Origin of the sequence: Sodalis sp. RH20 (genome assembly GCF_047324205.1) — a bacterium.
Taxonomy (GTDB): domain Bacteria; phylum Pseudomonadota; class Gammaproteobacteria; order Enterobacterales; family Enterobacteriaceae; genus Acerihabitans.
Genome location: NZ_CP178733.1, coordinates 3879921 through 3902524, shown reverse-complemented (window position 1 = coordinate 3902524; position 22604 = coordinate 3879921). Strand labels below are relative to the sequence as shown.

Annotated in this window: 22 protein-coding genes, 1 tRNA gene and 1 pseudogene; 15 read left to right on the top strand and 9 right to left on the bottom strand. The window is 53.2% G+C overall.

Annotated features, from left to right (window positions below):
• Positions 1-22: 22 nt before the first annotated feature.
• From ACL2XM_RS17995 to ACL2XM_RS17975, 5 genes are all read left to right on the top strand, one after another.
• Positions 23-940: a LysR substrate-binding domain-containing protein gene (locus ACL2XM_RS17995; RefSeq protein ID WP_413731325.1), complete on the top strand. Its 918-nt coding sequence runs from the start codon at positions 23-25 to the stop codon at positions 938-940.
• Positions 941-1071: 131 nt separating this feature from the next.
• Complete coding sequence (locus ACL2XM_RS17990) at positions 1072-1410, top strand: metalloregulator ArsR/SmtB family transcription factor (RefSeq protein ID WP_410012189.1); 339 nt, start codon at positions 1072-1074, stop codon at positions 1408-1410.
• Entirely contained in the window at positions 1400-1828 is a 429-nt protein-coding gene (locus ACL2XM_RS17985) for a YeeE/YedE family protein (protein ID WP_413728909.1), read from the top strand. The genes ACL2XM_RS17990 and ACL2XM_RS17985 overlap by 11 nt, the downstream gene beginning before the upstream one ends.
• A gap of 22 nt (positions 1829-1850) precedes the next feature.
• Positions 1851-2276 carry a DUF6691 family protein gene (locus ACL2XM_RS17980; RefSeq protein ID WP_413728908.1) on the top strand — a complete coding sequence of 142 codons (426 nt, stop codon included), beginning with the start codon at positions 1851-1853 and terminating at the stop codon, positions 2274-2276.
• 65 nt (positions 2277-2341) lie between these two features.
• Positions 2342-2947 carry a class I SAM-dependent DNA methyltransferase gene (locus tag ACL2XM_RS17975; protein WP_413731323.1) on the top strand — a complete coding sequence of 202 codons (606 nt, stop codon included), beginning with the start codon at positions 2342-2344 and terminating at the stop codon, positions 2945-2947.
• Between the two features lie 160 nt (positions 2948-3107).
• On the opposite strand, the gene ACL2XM_RS17970 is transcribed toward ACL2XM_RS17975, so the two are convergent.
• Entirely contained in the window at positions 3108-3779 is a 672-nt protein-coding gene (locus tag ACL2XM_RS17970) for a glutathione S-transferase family protein (RefSeq protein ID WP_413731321.1), read from the bottom strand.
• Between the two features lie 361 nt (positions 3780-4140).
• On the opposite strand from ACL2XM_RS17970, the gene ACL2XM_RS17965 reads away from it, so the two are divergent.
• The gene (locus ACL2XM_RS17965; RefSeq protein WP_413731319.1) at positions 4141-5055 is read left to right on the top strand and encodes a LysR substrate-binding domain-containing protein; all 915 of its coding nucleotides are present in this window, start codon (positions 4141-4143) and stop codon (positions 5053-5055) included.
• A 408-nt stretch (positions 5056-5463) separates the two neighbouring features.
• On the opposite strand, the gene ACL2XM_RS17960 is transcribed toward ACL2XM_RS17965, so the two are convergent.
• Positions 5464-5643, bottom strand: coding sequence for a hypothetical protein (locus ACL2XM_RS17960; RefSeq protein WP_413723550.1), 180 nt, complete (start codon positions 5641-5643; stop codon positions 5464-5466).
• Here ACL2XM_RS17960 and ACL2XM_RS17955 point away from each other — a divergent pair.
• The 3 genes and pseudogenes from ACL2XM_RS17955 to ACL2XM_RS17945 form a co-directional block, all read left to right on the top strand.
• Positions 5611-6169: pseudogene (locus tag ACL2XM_RS17955) on the top strand (IS66 family transposase); the annotation flags it as partial. The gene ACL2XM_RS17960 and the pseudogene ACL2XM_RS17955 overlap by 33 nt on opposite strands.
• A gap of 315 nt (positions 6170-6484) precedes the next feature.
• A complete protein-coding gene (locus ACL2XM_RS17950) occupies positions 6485-8182 on the top strand; it encodes an Hsp70 family protein (RefSeq protein ID WP_413722066.1) in 1698 nt (565 codons plus the stop codon).
• The gene (locus ACL2XM_RS17945; RefSeq protein WP_413722067.1) at positions 8182-9528 is read left to right on the top strand and encodes a hypothetical protein; all 1347 of its coding nucleotides are present in this window, start codon (positions 8182-8184) and stop codon (positions 9526-9528) included. The genes ACL2XM_RS17950 and ACL2XM_RS17945 overlap by 1 nt, the downstream gene beginning before the upstream one ends.
• Before the next feature lie 677 nt (positions 9529-10205).
• Here ACL2XM_RS17945 and ACL2XM_RS17940 read toward each other — a convergent pair.
• Both ACL2XM_RS17940 and ACL2XM_RS17935 read right to left on the bottom strand, forming a co-directional pair.
• The gene (locus ACL2XM_RS17940; RefSeq protein WP_413722068.1) at positions 10206-10919 is read right to left on the bottom strand and encodes an SDR family NAD(P)-dependent oxidoreductase; all 714 of its coding nucleotides are present in this window, start codon (positions 10917-10919) and stop codon (positions 10206-10208) included.
• 589 nt (positions 10920-11508) lie between these two features.
• On the bottom strand, positions 11509-12384 hold the full coding sequence (locus ACL2XM_RS17935; RefSeq protein WP_413727201.1) for a LysR family transcriptional regulator: 876 nt from the start codon (positions 12382-12384) through the stop codon (positions 11509-11511).
• A gap of 162 nt (positions 12385-12546) precedes the next feature.
• Between ACL2XM_RS17935 and ACL2XM_RS17930 the strand changes: the two genes are divergently transcribed.
• The 3 genes from ACL2XM_RS17930 (at position 12547) to ACL2XM_RS17920 (ending at position 14659) form a co-directional block, all read left to right on the top strand.
• Complete coding sequence (locus ACL2XM_RS17930) at positions 12547-13128, top strand: isochorismatase family protein (protein ID WP_413731317.1); 582 nt, start codon at positions 12547-12549, stop codon at positions 13126-13128.
• Between the two features lie 92 nt (positions 13129-13220).
• Positions 13221-13973: a pirin family protein gene (locus tag ACL2XM_RS17925; protein WP_413731316.1), complete on the top strand. Its 753-nt coding sequence runs from the start codon at positions 13221-13223 to the stop codon at positions 13971-13973.
• Positions 13974-14491: 518 nt separating this feature from the next.
• Entirely contained in the window at positions 14492-14659 is a 168-nt protein-coding gene (locus ACL2XM_RS17920; protein ID WP_413722072.1) for a hypothetical protein, read from the top strand.
• A gap of 248 nt (positions 14660-14907) precedes the next feature.
• Here the strand turns inward: ACL2XM_RS17920 and ACL2XM_RS17915 are convergent.
• From ACL2XM_RS17915 to aspA, 5 genes are all read right to left on the bottom strand, one after another.
• Positions 14908-14983 (bottom strand) — tRNA-Phe (locus ACL2XM_RS17915).
• Between the two features lie 107 nt (positions 14984-15090).
• Positions 15091-15666: a division control transcriptional repressor DicD gene (dicD, locus tag ACL2XM_RS17910; RefSeq protein ID WP_410012179.1), complete on the bottom strand. Its 576-nt coding sequence runs from the start codon at positions 15664-15666 to the stop codon at positions 15091-15093.
• Between the two features lie 43 nt (positions 15667-15709).
• A complete protein-coding gene (locus ACL2XM_RS17905) occupies positions 15710-17437 on the bottom strand; it encodes a protein-disulfide reductase DsbD (RefSeq protein WP_413731315.1) in 1728 nt (575 codons plus the stop codon).
• Positions 17413-17721: a divalent cation tolerance protein CutA gene (cutA, locus tag ACL2XM_RS17900; protein ID WP_410016632.1), complete on the bottom strand. Its 309-nt coding sequence runs from the start codon at positions 17719-17721 to the stop codon at positions 17413-17415. The genes ACL2XM_RS17905 and cutA overlap by 25 nt, the downstream gene beginning before the upstream one ends.
• 208 nt (positions 17722-17929) lie before the next feature.
• A complete protein-coding gene (gene aspA / locus ACL2XM_RS17895; RefSeq protein ID WP_410012177.1) occupies positions 17930-19363 on the bottom strand; it encodes an aspartate ammonia-lyase in 1434 nt (477 codons plus the stop codon).
• Positions 19364-19730: 367 nt separating this feature from the next.
• On the opposite strand from aspA, the gene ACL2XM_RS17890 reads away from it, so the two are divergent.
• The 3 genes from ACL2XM_RS17890 to groL all read left to right on the top strand — a co-directional run bounded on the left by ACL2XM_RS17890 (position 19731) and on the right by groL (position 22414).
• Positions 19731-20207: an FxsA family protein gene (locus ACL2XM_RS17890; protein ID WP_410012176.1), complete on the top strand. Its 477-nt coding sequence runs from the start codon at positions 19731-19733 to the stop codon at positions 20205-20207.
• A 218-nt stretch (positions 20208-20425) separates the two neighbouring features.
• Positions 20426-20719, top strand: coding sequence for a co-chaperone GroES (locus ACL2XM_RS17885; RefSeq protein WP_132925602.1), 294 nt, complete (start codon positions 20426-20428; stop codon positions 20717-20719).
• A gap of 45 nt (positions 20720-20764) precedes the next feature.
• A complete protein-coding gene (gene groL, locus ACL2XM_RS17880) occupies positions 20765-22414 on the top strand; it encodes a chaperonin GroEL (RefSeq protein ID WP_410012175.1) in 1650 nt (549 codons plus the stop codon).
• The last annotated feature ends 190 nt before the right edge of the window (positions 22415-22604 follow it).

Here is a 22604-nt window from a genome sequence, read left to right as displayed (position 1 = left end):
TATTACTACGCAGGAATGGCAGATGGCACGAAGCGATAACGCTCATTCCCAGGGGGAATATATGGATCGGCTGCAGGCGATGATCGTATTTATTCGCGTGGTGGATGCCGGCTCTTTTTCCGGCGCGGCGAGAATATTAAATATCGGCCAGCCGGCGGTTTCGAAAACCATTGCGCAACTGGAGGCGCGGCTGCAGGTGCGTTTACTGCTGCGTTCAACCCACGGCCTGACGCCCACCGAGGCGGGATTACGCTATTACGAACATGCGCGCGTTGTTATCGAGGGGGCGGATGAAGCCGATGTCGCGGCCAAGGGGATCGCGGCGGGCCTTGCCGGCAATTTACGGATTTCCGCCGCGCCGACGTTCGCCCGCCTGCATGTGATTCCCCATTTGCCGCAATTTATGGCGCAACATCCCGACCTGAGCGTGGATCTCATTTTGGATGACCGGCCCATTGACCTGCTTGCCGAAGGTATCGACATCTCCCTGCGCATGGGCCGGCTTGCGGATTCGAACGCCGTGGCGCGCAGGCTGGCCACCTCCCGTCGTTCGGTGCTTGCCACGCCTGAATATCTCGCCCGGTTCGGGGAGCCGGAAAAACCCGCCGATCTGGCGGAGCATGAGGCGATTGGTTTTAGCCAGACAAGCGACGTCTGGCGTTTTACCCGCGGCGGCAGCGACATTTCCGTTGCTATGCGGGGACGGGTGCGCCTCAGCGCCGCCGAAGGCATCCGCGCCGCCGTACTTGCGCATATGGGGCTCACCATCGCCTCCGACTGGATGTTTGCCCGGGAATTGGCCAACGGCGGCGTCCGTCGGTTGCTGGAGGCATGGTCGCTGCCGGATATTGATTTATGGGCGGTATTTCCCACAGGGCGGATGACCAGTGCGAAAGCCAGACAGTTTGCGCTTTTCGTGGAAGAGGTGTTAAGGCGATAACAGCCGGGACACAGCAAGGCGGCTGTCGCCGGAAGATCATCATGGGCTGGCTATTTCATCTCGATATACAATATAATATTATATTAATTTATAAATTGTTAACAACTATACCTTAAGGCGTCCGACAGCAGATGAACCACCGGAGCGAGCGGGAAAGGATGCGGTTAGCCGCCGCCAGAACCCTTGGCGTATTAAAATCACTGGCGAACGAAGATCGTCTGCTGCTGTTATGCCACCTCAGTCAGCATGAGTCTTCGGTCGGCGAGCTGGCAAGCGCGCTGGGGATAGTTCAGCCGACGTTATCCCAGCAACTGGGCGTCCTGCGCAGAAAAAAAATGGTTGCCACGCGCCGTGAAGGAAAACAGATTTTTTATCGGATAGGCGACCCGGACATCGTGGTATTACTCAAGACATTATATCAGCTTTACTGCCCGGGACCGGCAGAGGAGGGCGTGGGCAATGATCATTGATATGCAGCACTTCACCCCCGGGCAAAGTTTTGCCGGGGGCCTGCTGATCGGTGGGGCGGCGTGGGTTTTGATCCTGTTTTGCGGCCGGATCGCCGGAATAAGCGGCATCCTGGGCGGCTTATTATCGCTGAAAACCGCCGATCGCGCATGGCGGCTGGCCTTTCTGCTCGGCATGGTCGCATCCCCGCTGGTGTATAAACAATTTTCCCCACTGCCTGAAAGTACCGTCGACGCGTCCTGGCCTCTGCTGATCATTGCGGGACTGCTGGTCGGTATCGGTACCCGCTACGGGTCAGGTTGTACCAGTGGTCACGGGGTCTGCGGCCTCTCACGGTTATCGCCGCGATCGCTGGCAGCCACCGTTACGTTTATGTGTGTTGCTGCGGTGACCGTTTGGCTGAAGGGGTATTTACGGTGATTGCACCCATCCGGAGACGGCAATGAATGTGTTTTTCTCTTTGATCGCCGGGTTATTATTCGGCGTCGGGCTTCTCGTCAGCGGTATGGCGGATCCAGGCAAGGTGATTGGTTTCCTCGATATCACCCGAGTATGGGATCCGTCTTTGGCGTTTGTGATGGGGGGAGCCATCAGCGTCGGTTTTTTGGCGTTCCGTTCCGTAAAAAAACGTTCGCGCCCGGTCTTTGCCGAGACACTGTCTCTCCCCGACAACCGCCGGATTGATAAGCCGCTGATTGGCGGCGCGGCTTTATTTGGCATCGGCTGGGGCCTGGCGGGTATTTGTCCCGGGCCGGCCTTGGTCTTACTGGGCACCGGATCACTCAAGGGGGCCATCTTTGCGGCGGCGATGATAGCCGGCATGGCTCTCTTCGCGCAACGGGAAAACCGCAGGTTAAAGCGCGTTTGAGCATGACTGGACGGCTGGAAGCATTGCCTGAGCGGAATTGAAAAAATGACAACAGCGGGGGAGTTGTGGACAAACACGCGGCAAAAAATATTCTTTCCCTCTACCAGCGCCATGCTGATGCCTTTGCCCGCCAGCGCTCGCGCACGCTCGTTGAAAAAAGCTGGCTGGATAAGTTCATCACCGCGATCGGCGGGAAAGGGCACATTCTCGATATCGGTTGCGGTAATGGTCAGCCCATTGCCGGGTATTTCATCCAACTGGGTTTTCAACTCACCGGTATTGATGGCGCCACAGCGATGCTGGATCGCGCCCGCGCGCGTTTTCCCGCGCAGCGCTGGCTGGCGCTGGATATGCGCAAGCTGGCGCTCGGCGAAACCTTTGCTGGCCTGATTGCGTGGGACAGTTTTTTCCATCTCACCCAGCGGGACCAACAAAAGATGTTCCCGATCTTTGCGCGGCACAGCCACCCGGGCAGCGCGCTGATGTTTACCAGCGGCCCAGGGAAGGGGATCGCAATGGGACAATTTGAGGGCGAGCCGCTGTTCCATGCGAGCCTGGCGCCGGAAGAATACCGCGCGCTACTGGATGCGCATGGCTACGATGTCATCGACATGGTGCCGGAAGATCCCCACTGTTCGGGGCATACGGTCTGGCTGGCGGCAAGACGATAAGGCGAAAGAGGTCAAACCCAGCCGGATAAAGATGATGAATACAGTCCATGGACTGTGGTCGCGAAGCGTCGCCGTGGATTGTTCTTGTTCCGGCCCGCGCCACAACGTCCAAGTCCGCACCCTCTCCATACGCGTGCTGGCCGTACGGAAAGCCGTGAATTTATAGCGTCACGCCGACGCTCGCCAGGAAGCCATCCATACGGTCATCAATCTCAGCCTTCGTCTCCGCCCACGCTGGGAACGACTGAAGAAGATTATCGTGCCAAGCGATGAGGTTCGGATATTCCTTGAACGGAAACTTTGCCCGATCGACTTGGGAGAAGGGCGCCGCAATATCGATATCAGCCAAGGTCAACGCTTGGCCAACCATGAACTTGCGGCCTGCAAGATGCTGGTCGAGTACCTTCGCCGCGGCGCGGATCTTACCCTCGGCGAACGTAATAAGGGATTCGTCCTTCGGTAAGCCCATGACCGTTTTCCCGACCCGCTCATCGAAGAGGGTGGTGGTGAAGGTGCGCCACTGCTCGCCCGACCAGAACATCCACTGAAGGACCTGAAAGCGCTCCTCATGCGTGGTTCCGGCCAGCGGCGAATCCACCTTGCTGGCCAGATACAGATTGATCGCTGAAGACTCCCAGAGAATGGTGTCTCCTTCTTCCAGAACCGGTGTCAAACCGTGGGGATTGAGGCGCGATTTGAACTCGGCGGTCTGGCTCTCGCCTTTGAACAGATCAACGTTAACGCGTTCGAGTTCAATGCCCATGATCTTCGCAGCCGTGTTCACGCGACGCAAGCTGCCCGAGCCTGCATCACCGTAGATCTTGATTGCCATAATTCTTCCTTTCAATTCTTTTCAATTCTGGACCCTGAGCGGGTGGACGAATGCAGATTCTCATATTCTTCTTGAGAATGAAATTGACGCTAAATGAATACCATCTATTCTTATTTGGAATTATTCGCTGTAGGGTGTTCACAGCGGGCCGTGGCCTGGTCGGCAAGCGCCATCGACATAAAGCGATTCTTTCGGCGATATTCATCGACGATCATGTGTTGATGGTGATGGGAGGGTTTGCGTCGGGAGTCAGAATTCCGCGGGCGGCCATAAAGATCTGCGTTTGCCTGCAGAGCTACGTCGTATAAACAATAAGGTAAGATCGGAACGGTAATGTCTTCTATTCTTCTGGGGAATGAAAATGGTGGATAAGTTGGACACGATGCGGATGTTCGTACGTGTCGTCGAAAGCGGAAGCTTTTCACAGGCAGCGCGGGACCTCAACGTCAGCCAGCCGACCGTCAGCAAACAGCTCGCAGCGCTTGAAGCGCGGCTCGGGACACAACTTATCGCGAGAAATTCCCGTGCCCTTGCCGTGACGCCCGCAGGACAGGACTATTACGAGGCCACCGTCCGCATCCTTCAGGATCTCGACGTTGTCGAAGAGAGAATCCTTGAAGGGCAGTCGGCCCCTTCAGGGCTGGTTCGCGTGACCCTCGCGCCAGCCTTCGGGAGGATGTTCGTTATTCCCCGGCTATTGGATTTCAGGAGTCGTTTTCCCGACGTCGCGATCGAGATGGAAGTTTCCGGGCGGCACGTTGACCTCATCGAGGAGGGAATAGACGTCGCGATCCGTATCGGTCGGCTTGCGGATTCAGCACTCGTCGCCCGGCGCATCGGCGACATGCGGATGATAACCCTGGCCTCCGCCAGCTATCTAGCCCAACACGGTACGCCGCAAACGGTAGACGAACTGCGTAATCACCAGCGTATCGGCTATGTCTACCAGGGCGATATTATTGGCTGGGGTTTCCACGTAGACGGCCGGCAGGTCACGGTCGACGGTGGGGGAGCGTTTCGCACCAATGACGCCGAGCATGTTCGCGGCGCGGTTCTCGCGGGCCTCGGCATCGCCCATCACGCGAGTTGGTTGTTTACGGATGTGCTGGCCTCCGGCGAGGTCGTACGAATTCTGGACCGGCATGCGCCGGCGCCCTTTCCGATCAACGCCGTTACCGCCGCCGGACGGCGCATGCCCTCCCGGGTGCGGCAATTTATCGATTTCCTCGCTGCGATTTGCGCCGCGGAGCCGGAATTAAGGGTCGGCGAGGGCTAAAGCGCCAGGGAGCGGAATGCTCCGGGTCGGCCTCGCTTGATCGTGGGCACAGCTTATGACAGACGGACACGCAGGGTATCTAACGGCTTCGGTTAAAAACAGACGGCGCTGGGCGTACGCTGATATGACTTTCCGTGTCAAACCAAAATCGCTGGTGTGGCCGTTTTTTTTCATAGGCTAAATTTCCTGAGGGCGACGTAGCAGTAAATCCGACGGTGGATCACGCTGATATTCGCGGGTTGGATACCGCATTACAGAGGTCCGTCATTTGAGCCTGCCACTTTCTTACGACGCGAATTAGCGTTGCCCTGCCGCCGCGAAGCGTAGCCGTGGGTTGCTGTTGTACCGGGCTACGCCGCCTTCAGGAAACGCTCTTCGATCATGCCGGTTCTCTCGTTTCTTGTTCTCTTATGCCATCAGTGTGTTATGTGGCTCCAGCGATAGCGACATCGCCAGACGGCCAATATCCCAGATAAAGCCGGCCAGCTCCCGGGCGACGGCCGCAATGGCAAGATTTGCATTCTTCCCTTTTGCAAAGAGCCTGCGGTATCTCCGGCACGTAAGGAGCGTAAAATCCATGATATTCATGTGCGCCATCCGTCGCCGGCCACTACCGAGGCCCTGAGCCGGATCGGTGAGCTGTACGCAATCGAAGCCGACATCCGGGGGCGTCCGGCCGAAGAACGAAGGCGGGCGAGCGAAACGCGCTCCCGGCCGATACTCATCGGTCTGGAGCGCTGGATTCGGGTAAAGCTCACTACACTGTCGCGTCAGGCCGATACGGCCAAGGCGTTCAACTATCTGATGAATCACTGGCCGGCACTGTATTACTACGCCGGTATCACTACGCCGGTGATGGCTGGGCGGAGATCGACAATAATATCGCTGAAAACGCGCTGCGGGGGTGAGCCTGTGCCGAAAAAATTATCTGTTCTTCGGCTCTGATAGTGGCGGCGAACGTGCGGCGCTGATGTATACGCTAATCGGCAGTTGCAAATTAAACGGCGTGGAGCCGGAAGCGTATCTGCGCCATATACTGGCGACTACCGCGGATCATCCCATCAATAAGATCACAGAACTCCTGCCGTGGAACCTCAGTATCCCTGCTGAATAAGCATCAATATGGCCCTGAATTGACGCTTACTGTGATAGTAAAATACAGGAAATTATTAATTAATCGAAAGTAAAAATTTAATTTGTACCTAGATTTTAAATATTCTGCTTAAATGCGATTACACAACCTTTTTGATTAGTTGGATAATGAATATATAGCTCGTTTTATAACAATCAAATATAATCATTTAATAATTGTATTTAATGATTATGCTTTGCTCTCGATAAGGATAAATTTTTCACGACTTATTGTTTAATCTGAGCTTAATGCTTATTCTTGGCATGTTTTCTATAAAAGGAATTTCGGGAGCAAAGAATGACAGTAAGGGAAGTATTAGGGATTGATCTTGGTACGACGAACAGTGCAGCCAGCCTATGGCTGGATGGGCGTCCGGTTCTGGTTCCCAACAGGCACGGTCATTTACTGACGCCATCAGTTGTTGGCCTTGATGACCATGGCAATATTCTTATAGGGCAGAGTGCATATGCCAGATTAATCAGTCATCCCCATATGACTAAGGCGAGCTTCAAGCGCCATATGGGTTCATCCACCAAAATTCAAATAGGTCATTTAAGCTTTCGAGCGGAAGAAATCTCCGCACTTCTTTTACGTCAGTTGAAAGAGGATGTGGAAACCTGGAATAAAGGATCATTTACTGATGCGGTAATAACCGTTCCGGCCTATTTCAATGATGTGCAGCGCAGGGCGGTTAAAACCGCGGGTCAGCTTGCTGGACTCAATGTTGTGCGTTTGCTTAACGAACCGACCGCTGCATCTTTAGCTTTCGGTCTTCTCGAAAATCATGAACAGAAATACCTGACCTTCGATTTAGGTGGTGGCACATTTGACGTCTCCATTATCGATATGTTTGAAGGCGTAGTGGAAGTTCGTGCCAGTTGTGGTGATGTGATGCTCGGCGGTGATGATTTCAGTGAGGCAATTTGCCGATGGATGTTAGAGGTTCATCCCGACCTTGAGCAATACATCCCCCAGATACATCCAAGCCTTCTGGCACAGGCGGAGGCCATGAAACGGAGCATATCTCTCAATAGTAATGGTAAAGCAGAGTTGACATGGGGCGGAAAAGAGTGGCTTTGGTCTTTAGATGAACACCAGTTTGCACAATCCTGTCAACCTTTACTTGAGAGATTACAGCAACCTATTATGCAGGCGCTCCACGATGCGCGTTTTTCACTATCCGATCTCGATCATATTCTGCTGGTCGGAGGTGCTACCCGCATGCCGTTGATTCGCCAAACAGTGGCGCGATTATTTGGCCGATTCCCCCGATATGATCTCAACCCTGATGAAGCTGTTGCTCTCGGTGCCGGCGTGCAGGCTGGCATGATTATGGCTGACAGTGCGGTAGAAGAAATTATTCTCACTGATGTCATGCCTTTTACACTAGGCATAGAAATTGCCAAGCAACATTCTGGACAGCTGGAGGAAGGGTTTTTCCTGCCTTTAATTGAGCGCAACACGTTCCTACCGGTAAGCATCATGAAACGTGTTTGCACTGTATTTGACAATCAAAAGGTTGTGCTGGTCAAAATCTTTCAAGGTGAGGCGCGTCGGGTAAAGGACAATGTCTTCCTGGGTGAAATGTCGGTAGAGGTACCGCCGAAAAAGGCAGAGGAGGTTTCCCTAGACGTGCGTTTCACCTACACCGTTGATGGCCTATTAGAAATTCAATGTAGCCATGATGATGCAACTGTGCCGATATGTATGGTCATCGAAAAAGTTCCTGGGCAAATGAGTGAAAAACAAATCGCAGAAAGTTTGCAGAGGCTATCTAATCTGAAACAAAACCCCCGAGACAATCCTATCAACCGCGCTCTTCTTGACCGTGGAGCTCGGCTCTTCAATGTCCTGCTTGGTGATGAGCGGCAGTGGGCTGACACGGTTATCACTGCTTTCGAGCAGGCGTTAGACAGCCAGGACCCGCGCCAAATTGCCCTTACGCGACAGCGTGTAGAGGCAGCCCTCGATCGCCTTGACGATGGAACGTCATAATGGATATCTGGACGATTCTGAACATTGCGCCCACTGAAGATCTGGCGCTGATTCGGCGCACCTATGCACACCAATTAAAATTGCATCGGCCTGACCGTGATCCCAAAGGCTATCAGCAGTTACGCGAAGCCTTTGAGCAGGCAAAGACATTAGCGGCTCAGCCCAATTTATCATTGATACCTTTAGACATTTCAGAGAAAAAAATAAAGCAACCAATAGTGAATTCGGTTGAACTGGAGATTTGTGGCAGCAATTGCGCAGGGACACCGTGGCTGCATGTTCCGGTGTCTCCAATGCCTTATACATTAGACGATGTCGCTCAAGTAGCCAAAGACGTCGTGCATAATGAAATGGTGGGATTGCCGGCATTGGATCGTTTGTGGACGCAAATTACTCGAAATGGAAACCTGGAGCAGCAACAGCAATTTCACCAACATTTCGCCATGGCGCTGGCTAATCAGCCAGGGATAATTGAAGGAGATATCGAAACAGTTTCTAAGAGGCTAGGGTGGGGCTGGGAAAAAAATAACACCTACCCAATGTTGCAGCCATTCGTGGTACAGGCAATTGAAACACAAATGCGGCAGACTGAGCTGGCGAGGGTCTGGAAACGCATACAGGTGGACAGTGAATCGGCAAGTTGTAGTGTGCGTCTTGCTAATCAGTTATTACTGAGTGAACGCCAATCATTGCCATTCTGGACGAGGTTGACGCCAAATCTAGTCGCTGATATGCACAAGCAAGCCTCTTTTTTTAAATACAAATATCCTGAATTAGTTACAAGACTTAATCCCGTTATTTTTAATTTTGTGTTGCAACCTCGGTTAGCATTAAATTGGTCTGGCTTGTTCCTTTTTGCTTTCTGGGGGTCTCTTCTTTTATGCATATTACCACATGCGAAGTTAAGCAAGGGGTCGACTTTCCTGGTCGGCCTGGTGGTAGTCTATTATCTATACGGTTGCAATATTGCTCAGATATCTCTAATGCGGCGACCAAGATTGCTTAACGCATACTTGCTGATAGAGTACCTAATTTCAGTAGTCGCTGCCTTAATATTTTTTGGTACGCTATTTTGGCTAGTAATAAAAATGACTACGCCTTTGGGACGGTCTGCACCTTATACTTCAATGATTGGATGTTTTTTTATTATAGTTTTCTTTAGATTATCCTGGCCCAGACATATGCCGAAAATTTGTCGTCCAGGGGGTTTACTAAACCAAGTTTTTTCAAGTCCATGGCGCCTCATTAAGTCGCTTAAATTCTCAATCAAAGGATGGGTGAGTGAATTTGTATTTTACATAATCTGCGCATGTGTAACTCACGAATTGCTTGAATTGTTACCTTAGATTTTGCGTAAAACGGGGGCAGTCCCAGTCAGTCAGAGCCATGTGAGGGTCACCCCATTCATCGCACTGAATGACCCGCAATTTGACCCCACATTTTCCAGATACCTAGGGATAAATCAAAACGTATCGGAAAGGGTTCTTACACTAACCTATTGAATTTAATATATATATTGATTCATAAGAAAGCATAAAAAAGAAATGGTGGTGCCCGGACTCGGACAAAAACGCCGGGAGCGTTTTTGCACAGCGCGTCAGCGCTGGCCCGCAGGTCGAGCCTCATGGATGAGGCGAGCCATCGAACGTCGTTCGATGGAGAGTCCCGATGCCAGAAAGCAAAAAACCAGCTGCTAAGCTGGATTCGCTACATCATGGTGCCCGACTCGGGGTCATCCAGTTTTCTATTAAGTTGAATTCCTTAATAAATTTTATCCCTGCCAGTTGTCAAGATCCGCAGGTTGACCCGTATTTTTGCTTGTAGATCATGAGAGTGGGTCGGTAGTACGGAAATAAGTCCGGTTCGTTCCTTCGGTTCGATTTCCCCTCAATATATATAAATCGTAATGACATTGGCGTTACGGGTTCTGTATAATTAATATCCATCTGGCCAGCCATTGTGCTGTTTAACAAAGCAGATGGGGTTTAGGCTTAGTAAGCAATCAATGCCAGGCGAGCTACGCTTACCACGTCTCGCGCCACGGCCTGACTTCCGTCTCAAAACTCCAACCTTTCCTGGGCTGAGTCGTCATAAAGTAGGCGGCCTCGGCTACTGCTTGCGGAGCAACAAATTCATCTTCAGGTCTGTCAGGCATGCTTTCACGTGTCTTAGGTAGATCAACAATACCGTCAATCACCACAACTGAAACATGAATGCCTTCTGGCCATAACTTACGTGCCATGGATTCAGCCAGACTATGCTGTGCTGCTTTAGCTGGCGCAAATGCCGCTGTATTAGCGCCGCCACGGCGGGATGCCGTCGCGCCAATGAAAACAATATCGCCCTTTTGATTAGCCTTCATTAGAGGAATAATTTGCTGCGCGCACAGCAACGCTCCATAGGCATTGACTCGCCATGCCGATTCAAACTGTTCCGGCGTGATGGATTCAACGTCGGCAAAAACACCGGAACCGGCGTTGAAGATTAACACTTCCGCATGCCCCAGCTCTTTATGAATGGCGCTAAATGCCGTAACTACAGATGTCTGGTCTCCTACATCACATGCATAGGCTTTGGCATTACTGATCTTATTCGCCAGTTCCTGAGTTTTTTCGAGGCTACGCGCTAGCAGGGCAACACTATATCCAGCGTCTGAAAAACGTTTTGCCAGAGCCTGTCCATTCCCGGCTCCTGCTCCGGCAATCACTGCGACTGGGCGGGCGTTCTTATCACTCATGGTTATTGCTCCATTGATAGTTGGCTATGGCTTACCTTTAAAATGCTAGAACATATTTTTATTTTTAGACGTTCATATTACGGAATTGTGTTTTCCATTTATGGAATAATAAAACCATCACTATATAAGATAGTATCTGCTACGCAGTATTCCTGAATCTATTAGCCCGCTATGAAGGAAATATTAAAAATGAATCATTTGGGTCATTCATGTCAGTTTTTTGGCTGAATAAATTTTTTCATCAGGATGAACATTAACACCATGATAGTAGAAGATGACGTTTTAGGGTTGATTGTTGTGGCTTTTATAACCGGTTTTGTTGTGAGCATTATTGGCCCCACAGTTTCTTATTTTAAACATGTGGGGGTAAGCGACTCTGGTTACGGCATGACTTATTGTGACTGCAGCCGTTCTGGTCGCTCTCTATCATCAGGAAATAGGACGGTTTTTCATTCCCTTAATTTTACTTGCCTTTATACTCATCTCAATTTCAAGACCTATCTCAGTATCTGTTAAAAGTGACAGGTACTTTCTCTCATCTTAATTTTTGCCGGGCGGCGTAAGATTGCAGCCCTAAATCATCCACCTTTCATTTTAAATGTTCACGTAGGTACTCGATAAATACCTGAACTTTGGCAGGTAACAAACGTGTTTCCGTCAATGCATAGATTGTCACCGCTTCAGCTTCATAGGGCGCTAATATCCTTGTTAAATCATTACGTTTAACATCATCTGCAACGATGAGTTCTGGCAACACCGCTACCCCTATCCCCATCGTCGCCAGGCGGCGCATCATCCCGATGCTGTTCATCTGGAAACGCCCGGAAGTCCGAACACTCACCTTTTCCTCGCCATGATAGAGATGCCAGCTCGCGGTTTTTTCCGGGCGCATGACAAGGCATTCATGTTCAGACAGGGCTTGTGGTGTGTCAGGAGTGCCTTTTGCCGCAATATATTGTGGAGAAGCATAAACATATCGAGGTAATGCACCCAGTTTACGCGCTATTAGTCCTGAGTCGGGCAGCGCCCCCATCCGGATGGCGAGGTCGAAGGGTTCCGACACCAGATCGACATTTCGGGGAGTAAGGTCGAAATCAAAGCTGATGCCAGGATAACGCTCAGAGAACTGGCAGATGATCGGTGTCAGAACCACGATGGCAAAATCAGCCGGCAGTGAGATTCTTAGCAAACCTTCAGGATTGGCCAACATGGTACCCAGTTGTTCATGCGCAAGTCGGGCTTCATCCACAATACGTCGGCAGCGCTCATAATAAATCTGGCCCGCTTCAGTCAGTTCTATCTTGCGCGTTGTTCGATGTAACAACCGCAGGCCAATGGTCTTTTCCAGCTCCCCAATCTTGCGAGAAAGCGTAGAGTTTGGCATGCCTAACGACTCCGCCGCGCCGCGAAAGCTTTTAGCTTTAACGACTTCAACGAAGTAAGACATGTGATTCAGAAGCTCCATATGCATTGTTCCATCAGTGGAATGTTTAATTCTAATTTTAGCTATTTATTCCAAAAATTGGCAGCCTATAATTTAGTCATTCGCACCGAATTAACAAAATCCTTGCGATGTGCTAACAAATGCACCTGCATAAAAACATTATTAAACAATAGGATAATACTGATGAGCTTTGAAAGATTTACCGCTGACAATTCCGCCATGCTGTTGATTGATCATCAGGTTGGTACGATGGGCTGGGCAAAATCGATGCCTTTCGACGAACTTAAACGTAATGCTCTGATGCTGGCAAAATCGGCTGCCATTCTGGATATGCCCGTCGTGTTGACCTCGAGCATGGAAGAATATGCGCAGGGGCCATTGCTTGAAGAACTGGAAACAATTATTCCAAAAGAATTCAAGGCGCGCATCAAACGCATGGGCATCGTCAACGCTATGGATGATGAGAAAATTGCCGCGGCGGTTAAGGCGACGGGAAGAAAGAAATTGATCATTGCTGGCGTCACTAATGATGTCTGCACCGTGTACCCAGCCCTAACGCTCGCCGCACAGGGTTTTGACATCCAGGTTGTTGCAGATGCAGGCGCATCTCCAACCAAAATGGCGGATGACATCGCGCTGCGCCGTATGGATAAGAACGGCATTACGCTTACCACCACTAATCAGCTCATTGCTGAGCTGGCTGGTAGCTGGGCCACGCCTGAAGGTGAAAAACTGGTTCAGGTCCTCATGGAGTCATTCCAGTAAGTTTGGGCGTGGACAATAAATTCAACTATTGCGATAGCAATTTAGCCTCGTTAACCACTTCCTGGCTGGTCGCGCCGTAATAAGGAATCATCATGGGCAATATGCAAAAAATTTTTCGTAGTAATAAACACCGTCATGGTTCAGGTGGTTTTGGTATCGAAATCCTCTGGCCGGGTATGGTGCAGCAATCTGATGATAGTGGTATTGGCGCCATAGGTCGTATTGACCATGCGAATATAAAGCCGGGTACAGTTATCTCTATGCATCCACATAAAGACGATGAAATCCTGACTTATGTGCGTAAAGGGGAAATGCTGCATCTCGACACCGTGGGTAATGAAGAAAAGATCTCAAATTCGCGTCTGATGCTGATGAATGCGGGCCATACTTTTCAACACGAAGAGCGCATCTTGGGTAAGCATGGCGATTCTATGCAGTGCCTGCAAATTTTTGTGCGCCCTGCTCAGAGCAATCTAAGGCCTCAGGTCCAGTTCCATGATTTTGGCACGCCGTACAGTGAACATGCCTGGAGATTGATCGCTGGGCCAGAAAATGCGCCATTGATCTTCCGGTCCCAAACCTGGTTGCAGGATGCTCGCCTGAGCCAGAATGAAGAGCTATCTTTGCCGAACATTCCCGTCCTTGGCGTTACGAGAATCCTTTATGTTTTCGAGGGGCGAGCAAAAATTGGCGATATTGAACTCGAGAGTGGTGAAAGCGTCATCATCAGCGACAATGGGGCACATACTATAAAAGTGGAACAAAATACCGATCTGGTTTTATTTACCACTGATCCAGCCGCAAGGGTTTTCCGTGAAGGTATGTTCAGCGGCAATATCAGGTAAAAACCATTGAATTTGGCGAAACAATATAAGCCTGCCAAAATTAATGGGGTTGGCTTTTTCTAGGTCAGGTCAAATAGCATTGCACTATTTTTTTGAGAGTAGATGATGACATGACTTGCGTTCTGTCTTTAACCATCGTGCCCAGTATTTTCTCTCTGTTTCGCTGCAAGCAAGTTTTGCCGGAGCGGCGGGCATTTCTCTGCTTAACCTTGTAAACCCGTATATCCGCCAGCTCAGGATGCAGTAACAACAGAGTCAATTTGTCAGCCGCTCTGCCGAACCCAGTCTGGAGCGCTCTGCCTGACATCCGGACTTTATAACCTTAGGGAACGTTTCAATTTTCCAGCGATGCTGTACCTTTCCAGCTTTTCCGTGGCCTCAGCCAGACTTGTCATCGGCAGGTCCGTCGGTAACCCAGTATGGCCGGTAAGACCAACGCCGTTCAGTCCATCACCCCCTAGATGGACGATGCCCTCACATCTCATCTGCGGGCCAGTCTGACCGTGGATGACCGGCCCATGACCTCGCCTCGCTTTGAGCCCGATGCCCATCTGCTGTGCGGGTACGGCCAGGCGCTGGCGCGGTGGCTGGTGGAACGTAGATTATCGCCGGACTCGGACAAAAACGCCGGGAGCGTTTTTGCACAGCGCTTTAGCGCTGGCCCGCAGGGCGAGCCTCAGGGATGAGGCGAGTCATCGAACGCCGTTCGATGGAGAGTCTAGACGCCAGAAAGCAAAAAACCAGCTGCTAAGCTGGTTTAATCAAAAATGGTGCCCGGACTCGGACAAAAACGCCGGGAGCGTTTTTGCACAGCGCGTCAGCGCTGGCCCGCAGGGCGAGCCTCATGGATGAGGCGAGTCATCGAACGCCGTTCGATGGAGAGTCCAGACGCCAGAAAGCAAAAAACCAGCTGCTAAGCTGGTTTAATCAAAAATGGTGCCCGGACTCGGAATCGAACCAAGGACACGGGGATTTTCAATCCCCTGCTCTACCGACTGAGCTATCCGGGCAACGCGCCGCATTAAACCGTATTGACCGCTGTTCGTCAATGGATTTATCAAGGATTTATGCGTAACCCCACTCAATCGCTGACTTTTCAGGCAAAAGAGCGCGCAATTCAGCTCAACGCGCCGTTTTTACGGCACAGCGCCAGCCGCAGGATATCCTCCGCCAAACGGCGCGCCACGGCCACATCCTGCAGCTGATGCTTCACCAGCAGCTTGCTCAGGCAACCCTCCAGGATCAGTTCCATTTGCTGCGCCACCATGGTGGGATCGTCGGTTTCCAACTGGTCGAGCAGTTCGCGGGTGTAGGCGTAGGATGCCTGTTTTTGCCGTTCGGCCAACTGATGGATCGGATGGTCGGCGGCCGGATAAAAACTACAGGCGGCAACAAACAGGCAGCCGGGGTAACGCTGCTGGCGCACCTGCTCGTCCAGTACCTTATAGCGCGCCAGCAGCTTTTGCTGCGGGTCAAGGGTCGCATCCAGCAGCAGCTGGCTGCGCCAGCCGTCCACCTGCTCGCCGTGGTAGCGCAGGCAGTCCAGCAGCAGCGCCTCCCGGTCCGGCCAGTACTGCTCAAGCTCGGCGCGCGGAATCGCCAGGCCGTCGGCAAGCATCTCCAGTGAAACGAGGGTAAAACCTTTTTGTTCCAAAAGGTTCAACGCATAATCCAGTACCTGTTCGCGTTGCACGTATGCCTCCTAAAAGCTTGCGGTTACCAGTCCCTAGTGTCGGTTATGGGGCGACTTTCTGCAAATGGCGCTGAAAGTCATCGGCATCCAGAAAGCCAGTTACCCTTGAGCCAGGAATTTCCCGTCCCTGGCGGTCGAAAAACAGGATGGTGGGCAGGCCCAACACCCGCAACTCCTTGAGCAGGGCCTGTTGCTCCGGCGAATTGGCCGTGACATCCGCCTGTAATAACGTCAGCTTGGCAAGCTGACGTTTCACCCCATCGGCGGGGAAGGTGTATTTTTCAAATTCTTTACAGGCGACGCACCAGTCCGCATACAAATCCAGCATCACCGGCCGGTCGGGCGAGGCGTTCAGCGCCTGGTTAATCTGCGCGCTGGTGGCGACGCGCCTGAAGACGGGCGCCGCGCCGTCCACGGCGGCATTCACGCCCGCCGTGGGCGAAAATGCCCAGTCCTGCAGCGGCCTGGCCGCCACGACCATCAGCACCAGCAGGATCATTTGCAGCAGTCGGGCGCCGCGAAAACGGCCCTCCCGGCTGGCGAGCAGCGCCCAGGCGAAAAAGGCGACCGCCAGCCCGCTCCACAGCCGCAGTCCCCAGGTATCGCCAAACACGCGCTCCAGCAAAAACACCGGCAGCGCCAGGATAACAAAGCCCATGCCTTGTTTGATCTGCTGCATCCACGGGCCGCCGCGCGGCAGCAGGCGGTTGCCGAACACCGCCACCAGGATCAGCGGGATCCCCATGCCCAGGGCATACAGATAAAGCGTCACGCCGCCGACGGCCAGGTTACCGCTTTGAGCAATATACAGCAAAATAGCGCCGAGCGGCGCGGTGGTGCAGGGCGAGCAAAACAGCCCCGCCAGCGCGCCCATGATAAAGACGCCGGGCAAGGCGCCGCCCCGCTGCCGATTGCTCCAGAGCGTCAGGCGGGTTTGCAGCGCCACCGGCAGTTGCAGGGTAAATAACCCGAACATGGACAGCGCCAGGAGGATAAACAGCGCCGACAGGCCGATCAGCACCGCGGGCTGCTGCAATGCGGCCTGGAACCGCAGCCCGGCGGCGGCCACCGCCATGCCGAGCGCGGTATAGGTCATCGCCATGCCCTGAACATACACCCCGGCAAGCGCCAGTACCCGTCCGGTGCTGAGCCGCGCCGTGCCGGCGCCGAGGATAATGCCGGAAATCAGCGGATACATGGGCAGCACGCAGGGCGTAAAGGCGATACCGATACCGATAAGCAGTGCCCATAGCGGGGAAAAGGGCAGGGCGCCGGCGTCCGGCGGCCGGGACGGCGTTATCGCCGCCGACGCGGAAGGGGCGCCGCTGCCGGCAACCGCCGATAACGGCACTACCCGGGTCTCGGGCGGATAGCAAAAACCGGCGTCGGCGCAGCCCTGGTAGGTAACCCGCACCGTCGCGCCGCCGGACGCGTCCAGCAGCGGCACGTTTAACCGCAGGCTGGTGCGGTAGATTTGCACGTCGCCGAAAAATTCATCGTGATGGTTCAGCCCTGTGGGCATGGCGGGGTCGCCCAGCCGGGCGCCGGCCGGTTCCAGCTTGATTTGTTGGCGGTAAAGATAATAACCGGGGCGGATCTGCCAGCTCAGCGCCAAATCGGCGCCCTGCTGGTGAAAATCAAAACTAAACGCCTGGTCGACCGGCACAAAGGTCGTGGCCGGCGAATTGCCGAACAGCGCGGCGGCGGCGGGCGGCGGCAGGCCGATGCCCAGCCATGCCAGCAGGATCAGTGTAAGGACGCGTTGAGCCATGATAGATAATCTGGATCGCCACCCTGGACGGGTAATACCAGTAACTCCGGAGTTTGATAAGGATGGTGTTTTTTAATGCAGGCAATCAGTTCTTGCTGATGGCGGACATGGCTTTTTATCAGCATCTGCACTTCGTCTTCCTGTTCCAGCTTGCCTTCCCAGAAATAAAACGAGGTCGCCCCCGGCAGCAGCGTGACGCAACCGGCCAGCTTCGCGCCGAGCAGGGTGCCCGCCAGCGCCTGCGCGGTGGTTTTATCCGGGGCGGTGCAAAGGATGATGATGATGCCGTTTTCAGCGGCGCCGCATGCGGTGGAGCTGTTTTCAGATGTTTGGGTTTCGGTCGTGTCCGCGGCGCCGGGATCGGCTGCCGGGATACGTTTTCCTGCCGGGAATTTTGCTGCCATGACAACCTCGCGGTATAGCGCCGACCGGCAGTATAACCCGGCCGGCGCCATGGCGACAGCAATGAAAAACGCAAGAGGCTACCCGCGGCTACTCGTTGTCATCGGTATAGCGTACGGCTTTATAGGTGGGATGCATCAGGTTTTCCAGTGAAAAGATGTCATCCAGCTCGGCCGGCGTCAGCAACCCGCGCTCCAGCACCACCTCACGTACGCTTTTACCGGTTTCGGCACAGATTTTACCGACGATATCGCCGTTATGGTGGCCGATAAACGGGTTGAGGTAGGTGATGATGCCGATGGAGTTGAACACATATGCTTCGCATACCGCCCGATTGGCGGTAATGCCGTTAATGCATTTATCCAGCAGGTTAAAGCAGGCGTTGGTCAGGATATGCACCGATTCAAACATCGCCTGCCCGATAACCGGCTCCATCACGTTCAGCTGCAACTGACCGGCTTCGGCCGCCATGGTAATGCAGGTATCGTTGCCGATAACCTTGAAGCACACCTGGTTGACCACCTCCGGCACCACCGGATTGACCTTGGCCGGCATGATGGACGAGCCCGCCTGCAGCTGCGGCAGGTTGATTTCGTTAAGACCGGTGCGCGGACCGGAGGACAACAGCCTGAGATCGTTACAGATCTTGGAAAGTTTTACCGCCAGGCGCTTTAACGCGCTGTGTACCATGACATAAGCGCCGCAGTCGGAGGTCGCCTCGATAAGATCTTCCGCCGGCAGCAAGGGCAGGTTGCTGATTTCCGCCAGTTTCTGCACCGCCAGCGCCTGGTAGCCGTCGGGCGTGTTCAGCCGGGTGCCGATGGCGGTGGCGCCCAGGTTCACTTCCAACAGCAACTCGGCGGTGCGCAGCAGGTTTTTATTTTCTTCTTTCAGCAGCACGGTAAAGGCATGGAATTCCTGGCCGAGGGTCATCGGCACGGCATCCTGCAGCTGGGTGCGGCCCATTTTCAGGATAGTGGCGAATTCCTGCGCCTTGCGCTCGAACCCTTCTCCCAGCTGGCCCACCGCCTCGACCAGCTTGAGGATGGAAATATAGACCGCGATACGAAAGCCGGTAGGGTAGACATCGTTGGTCGACTGGCATTTATTCAGGTGATCGTTGGGGTTAAGGTATTGGTATTCCCCCTTTTGATGGCCCATCAGCTCCAGGCCGAGATTCGCCAGCACCTCATTGGTATTCATGTTTACCGACGTGCCGGCGCCGCCCTGGAAAACGTCGATGGGGAACTGATCCAGGCAGCGGCCTTTATCCAGTACTTCGTCACAGGCGGCGACTATCGTATCGGCAATGGCGCGCGGCAGGGTATGCAGCTCCTTGTTGGCCAGCGCGGCCGCCTTTTTCACCATCACCATGCCGCGAACGAATTCGGGAATGTCGCTGATTTTGGTGTTGCTGATATAGAAGTTTTCAATGGCGCGCAGCGTGTGGATGCCATAATAAGCTTCAGAAGGAACTTCACGTGTTCCCAACAGGTCTTCTTCTATACGAATGGTATTCGCCATGGGTACTTCCTTAATAAGCGATATTTTTAACGATTGACGCTGGATAATTTCAGATTAATTTTATTATCCAGCGCGTTGCACTGACAATGCACTTGTGCTCATCATTATATGCTGCTTAAACACTGACGCTATTAAGTTGATCACGATTATCTAACAGAATTATTTTAATGGCTTGCCATTCGTCCGGCCTGGGTGCCGGCAGGGCGCGCGGCAAGTCCGCGTGATGTAAAGTGCGGTAAATAACCCGCGCCGACACCCGCGCTTCAGGATACCATAACCACAGGCACGTTTTTGTCATCAGCCCGCCGCCGTCCGCCAGCATCCAATGAGGCGCCCGCGCCGGGCCAGTCAACCCAAGGAGAATTCGGTGCGTTGGATACCCTTATTACTGATATTTCTCGTGGCCTATATAGAGATCACGATTTTTATACAAGTCGCGCATGTCATCGGCGTGCTTTTTACGCTGCTGCTGATTGTGCTGACCTCGTTTATCGGCGTGTCGCTGGTGCGTACCCAGGGGCTGAAGATCCTGGGCCAGATGCAGATCAAGATGGCCAACGGCGAAAGCCCGGCCGCTGAAATGATCAAAAGCGTCTCCATCCTGCTGGCGGGATTTCTGCTGCTGTTGCCCGGCTTTTTTACCGATTTTCTCGGCCTGTTGCTGTTGCTGCCGCCGGTGCAGAATTCACTGACCCTGAAACTGCTGCCCCACCTGCGGTTCCAGCGCGGCGCGGCCGGCGGTTTTGCCTCCCATGATGCGGGCGGCGATACCTTCGAGGGCGAGTACAAACGTAAGGATATTCCGCGCGACGCCATCGAACACCGGCCCGAAGATGATAAATAGATGTTAATTTTTTTGGCACAGGCTGCTTTTTAACGCAATGAAAATACTGAGGTTTTATTTACGGCGGCTAAAAAACAGCCGCTCAGACAAAAAAATTCTTTTTTTTCCCCTTGAAGCGTAACCGAACGCCCCCATCTTAATCACCACGAGGCAGGGCATGAAGGCATGCCCGGCATTCATCCCGAAACAGATACGGACTTTCTTAAGGAGAGCTTTCAATGAAAATTCGTCCATTACATGATCGCGTTATCGTCAAGCGTAAAGAAGTTGAATCAAAATCGGCTGGCGGCATCGTTCTGACCGGTTCCGCGGCGGGTAAATCCACCCGTGGCGAAGTACTGGCAATCGGCCATGGCCGCATCCTCGAAAACGGTGAAATCAAAGCACTGGATGTGAAAGTCGGCGATATCGTGATTTTCAACGACGGCTATGGCGTGAAAGTAGAAAAGATCGATAACGAAGAAGTCTTGATCATGTCCGAAAGCGACATTCTGGCCATCGTCGAGGCGTAATTCTCGCGTAATCATCTGAACTGAACGAATTTAAGGGAAATTCAAATGGCAGCTAAAGACGTAAAATTCGGTAACGAAGCCCGCATCAAAATGCTGCGCGGCGTGAACATTCTGGCAGACGCGGTCAAAGTCACCCTGGGTCCCAAGGGCCGCAACGTGGTGCTGGACAAATCCTTCGGCGCGCCTGTCATCACGAAAGATGGCGTGTCCGTGGCGCGTGAAGTCGAACTGGAAGACAAGTTCGAGAACATGGGCGCCCAGATGTTGAAAGAAGTTGCCTCCAAAGCGAATGACGCTGCGGGCGACGGCACCACCACCGCCACCGTTCTGGCTCAATCCATCGTCAATGAAGGTCTGAAAGCCGTTGCCGCTGGCATGAACCCGATGGACCTGAAACGGGGTATCGACAAAGCGGTTATCGCCGCCGTCGAAGAATTGAAAAAACTGTCCGTACCTTGCTCTGACTCCAAAGCCATCGCCCAGGTGGGCACCATCTCCGCCAACTCCGACGAAACCGTGGGTAAACTTATCGCCGAAGCCATGGCGAAAGTAGGCAAAGAAGGCGTTATCACCGTTGAAGAAGGCTCAGGCCTGCAGGACGAGCTGGATGTGGTTGAAGGTATGCAGTTCGACCGTGGCTACCTCTCTCCTTATTTCATCAACAAACCGGAAACCGGCGCTATCGAACTCGAAAGCCCGTTCATCCTGTTGGCTGATAAAAAAATCTCCAATATCCGCGAAATGCTGCCGGTACTGGAAGCCGTTGCCAAAGCCGGCAAACCGCTGCTGATCATCGCTGAAGACGTTGAGGGCGAAGCCCTGGCGACCCTGGTGGTCAACACCATGCGCGGCATCGTTAAAGTTGCGGCTGTCAAAGCCCCGGGCTTCGGCGACCGTCGTAAAGCCATGCTGCAGGACATCGCCGTCCTGACCGCCGGTACCGTGATTTCTGAAGAAATCGGCCTGGAACTGGAAAAAGCCACCCTGGAAGATATGGGCCAGGCGAAACGTGTCGTCATCACCAAAGACACCACCACCATCATCGACGGTATCGGCGATAAAGCCGTCATCGAAAGCCGGGTTGCGCAAATCAACCAGCAGCGTGACGACGCCACGTCCGACTACGATCGTGAAAAACTGCAGGAACGTGTTGCTAAACTTGCCGGCGGTGTTGCCGTGATTAAAGTGGGCGCCGCGACTGAAGTTGAAATGAAAGAGAAAAAAGCCCGCGTGGAAGATGCCCTGCATGCGACCCGTGCGGCCGTGGAAGAAGGCGTGGTTGCCGGCGGCGGCGTAGCGCTGATTCGCGTAGCCAACAGCATCACCGATCTGCGTGGCGACAATGAAGACCAGAATGTCGGCATCAAGATTGCCCGTCGCGCCATGGAAGCGCCTTTGCGCCAAATCGTGGCCAACGCCGGTGAAGAACCGTCCGTGATTGCCAACAACGTTAAAGCCAGCAACGGTAACATGGGCTATAACGCGGCAACCGAAGAATACGGCAACATGATCGAAATGGGTATCCTGGATCCAACCAAGGTAACCCGTTCCGCGCTGCAGTATGCGGCCTCTATTGCCAGCCTGATGATCACCACCGAATGTATGATCACCGATCTGCCGCGTGAAGACAAAGCAGATCTGGGTGGCGCCGGTGGCGGCATGGGCGGTATGGGCGGCATGGGCGGCATGATGTAATGCCCCTGTTGCGCTGATAGCGTTAAAAAACCCCGGCTTGCCGGGGTTTTTTTTTGGCAAAAAATTATCAACCTGACCGTTTTTAAGGTATAAACAGGTAGCGGTATGGGCAGGGTAAACAGCGGTTTATGCGCTGACGGTTGCCCAAGGGAAAATATGGCGCACAGCAAAATTTTTGCCGGACATATCA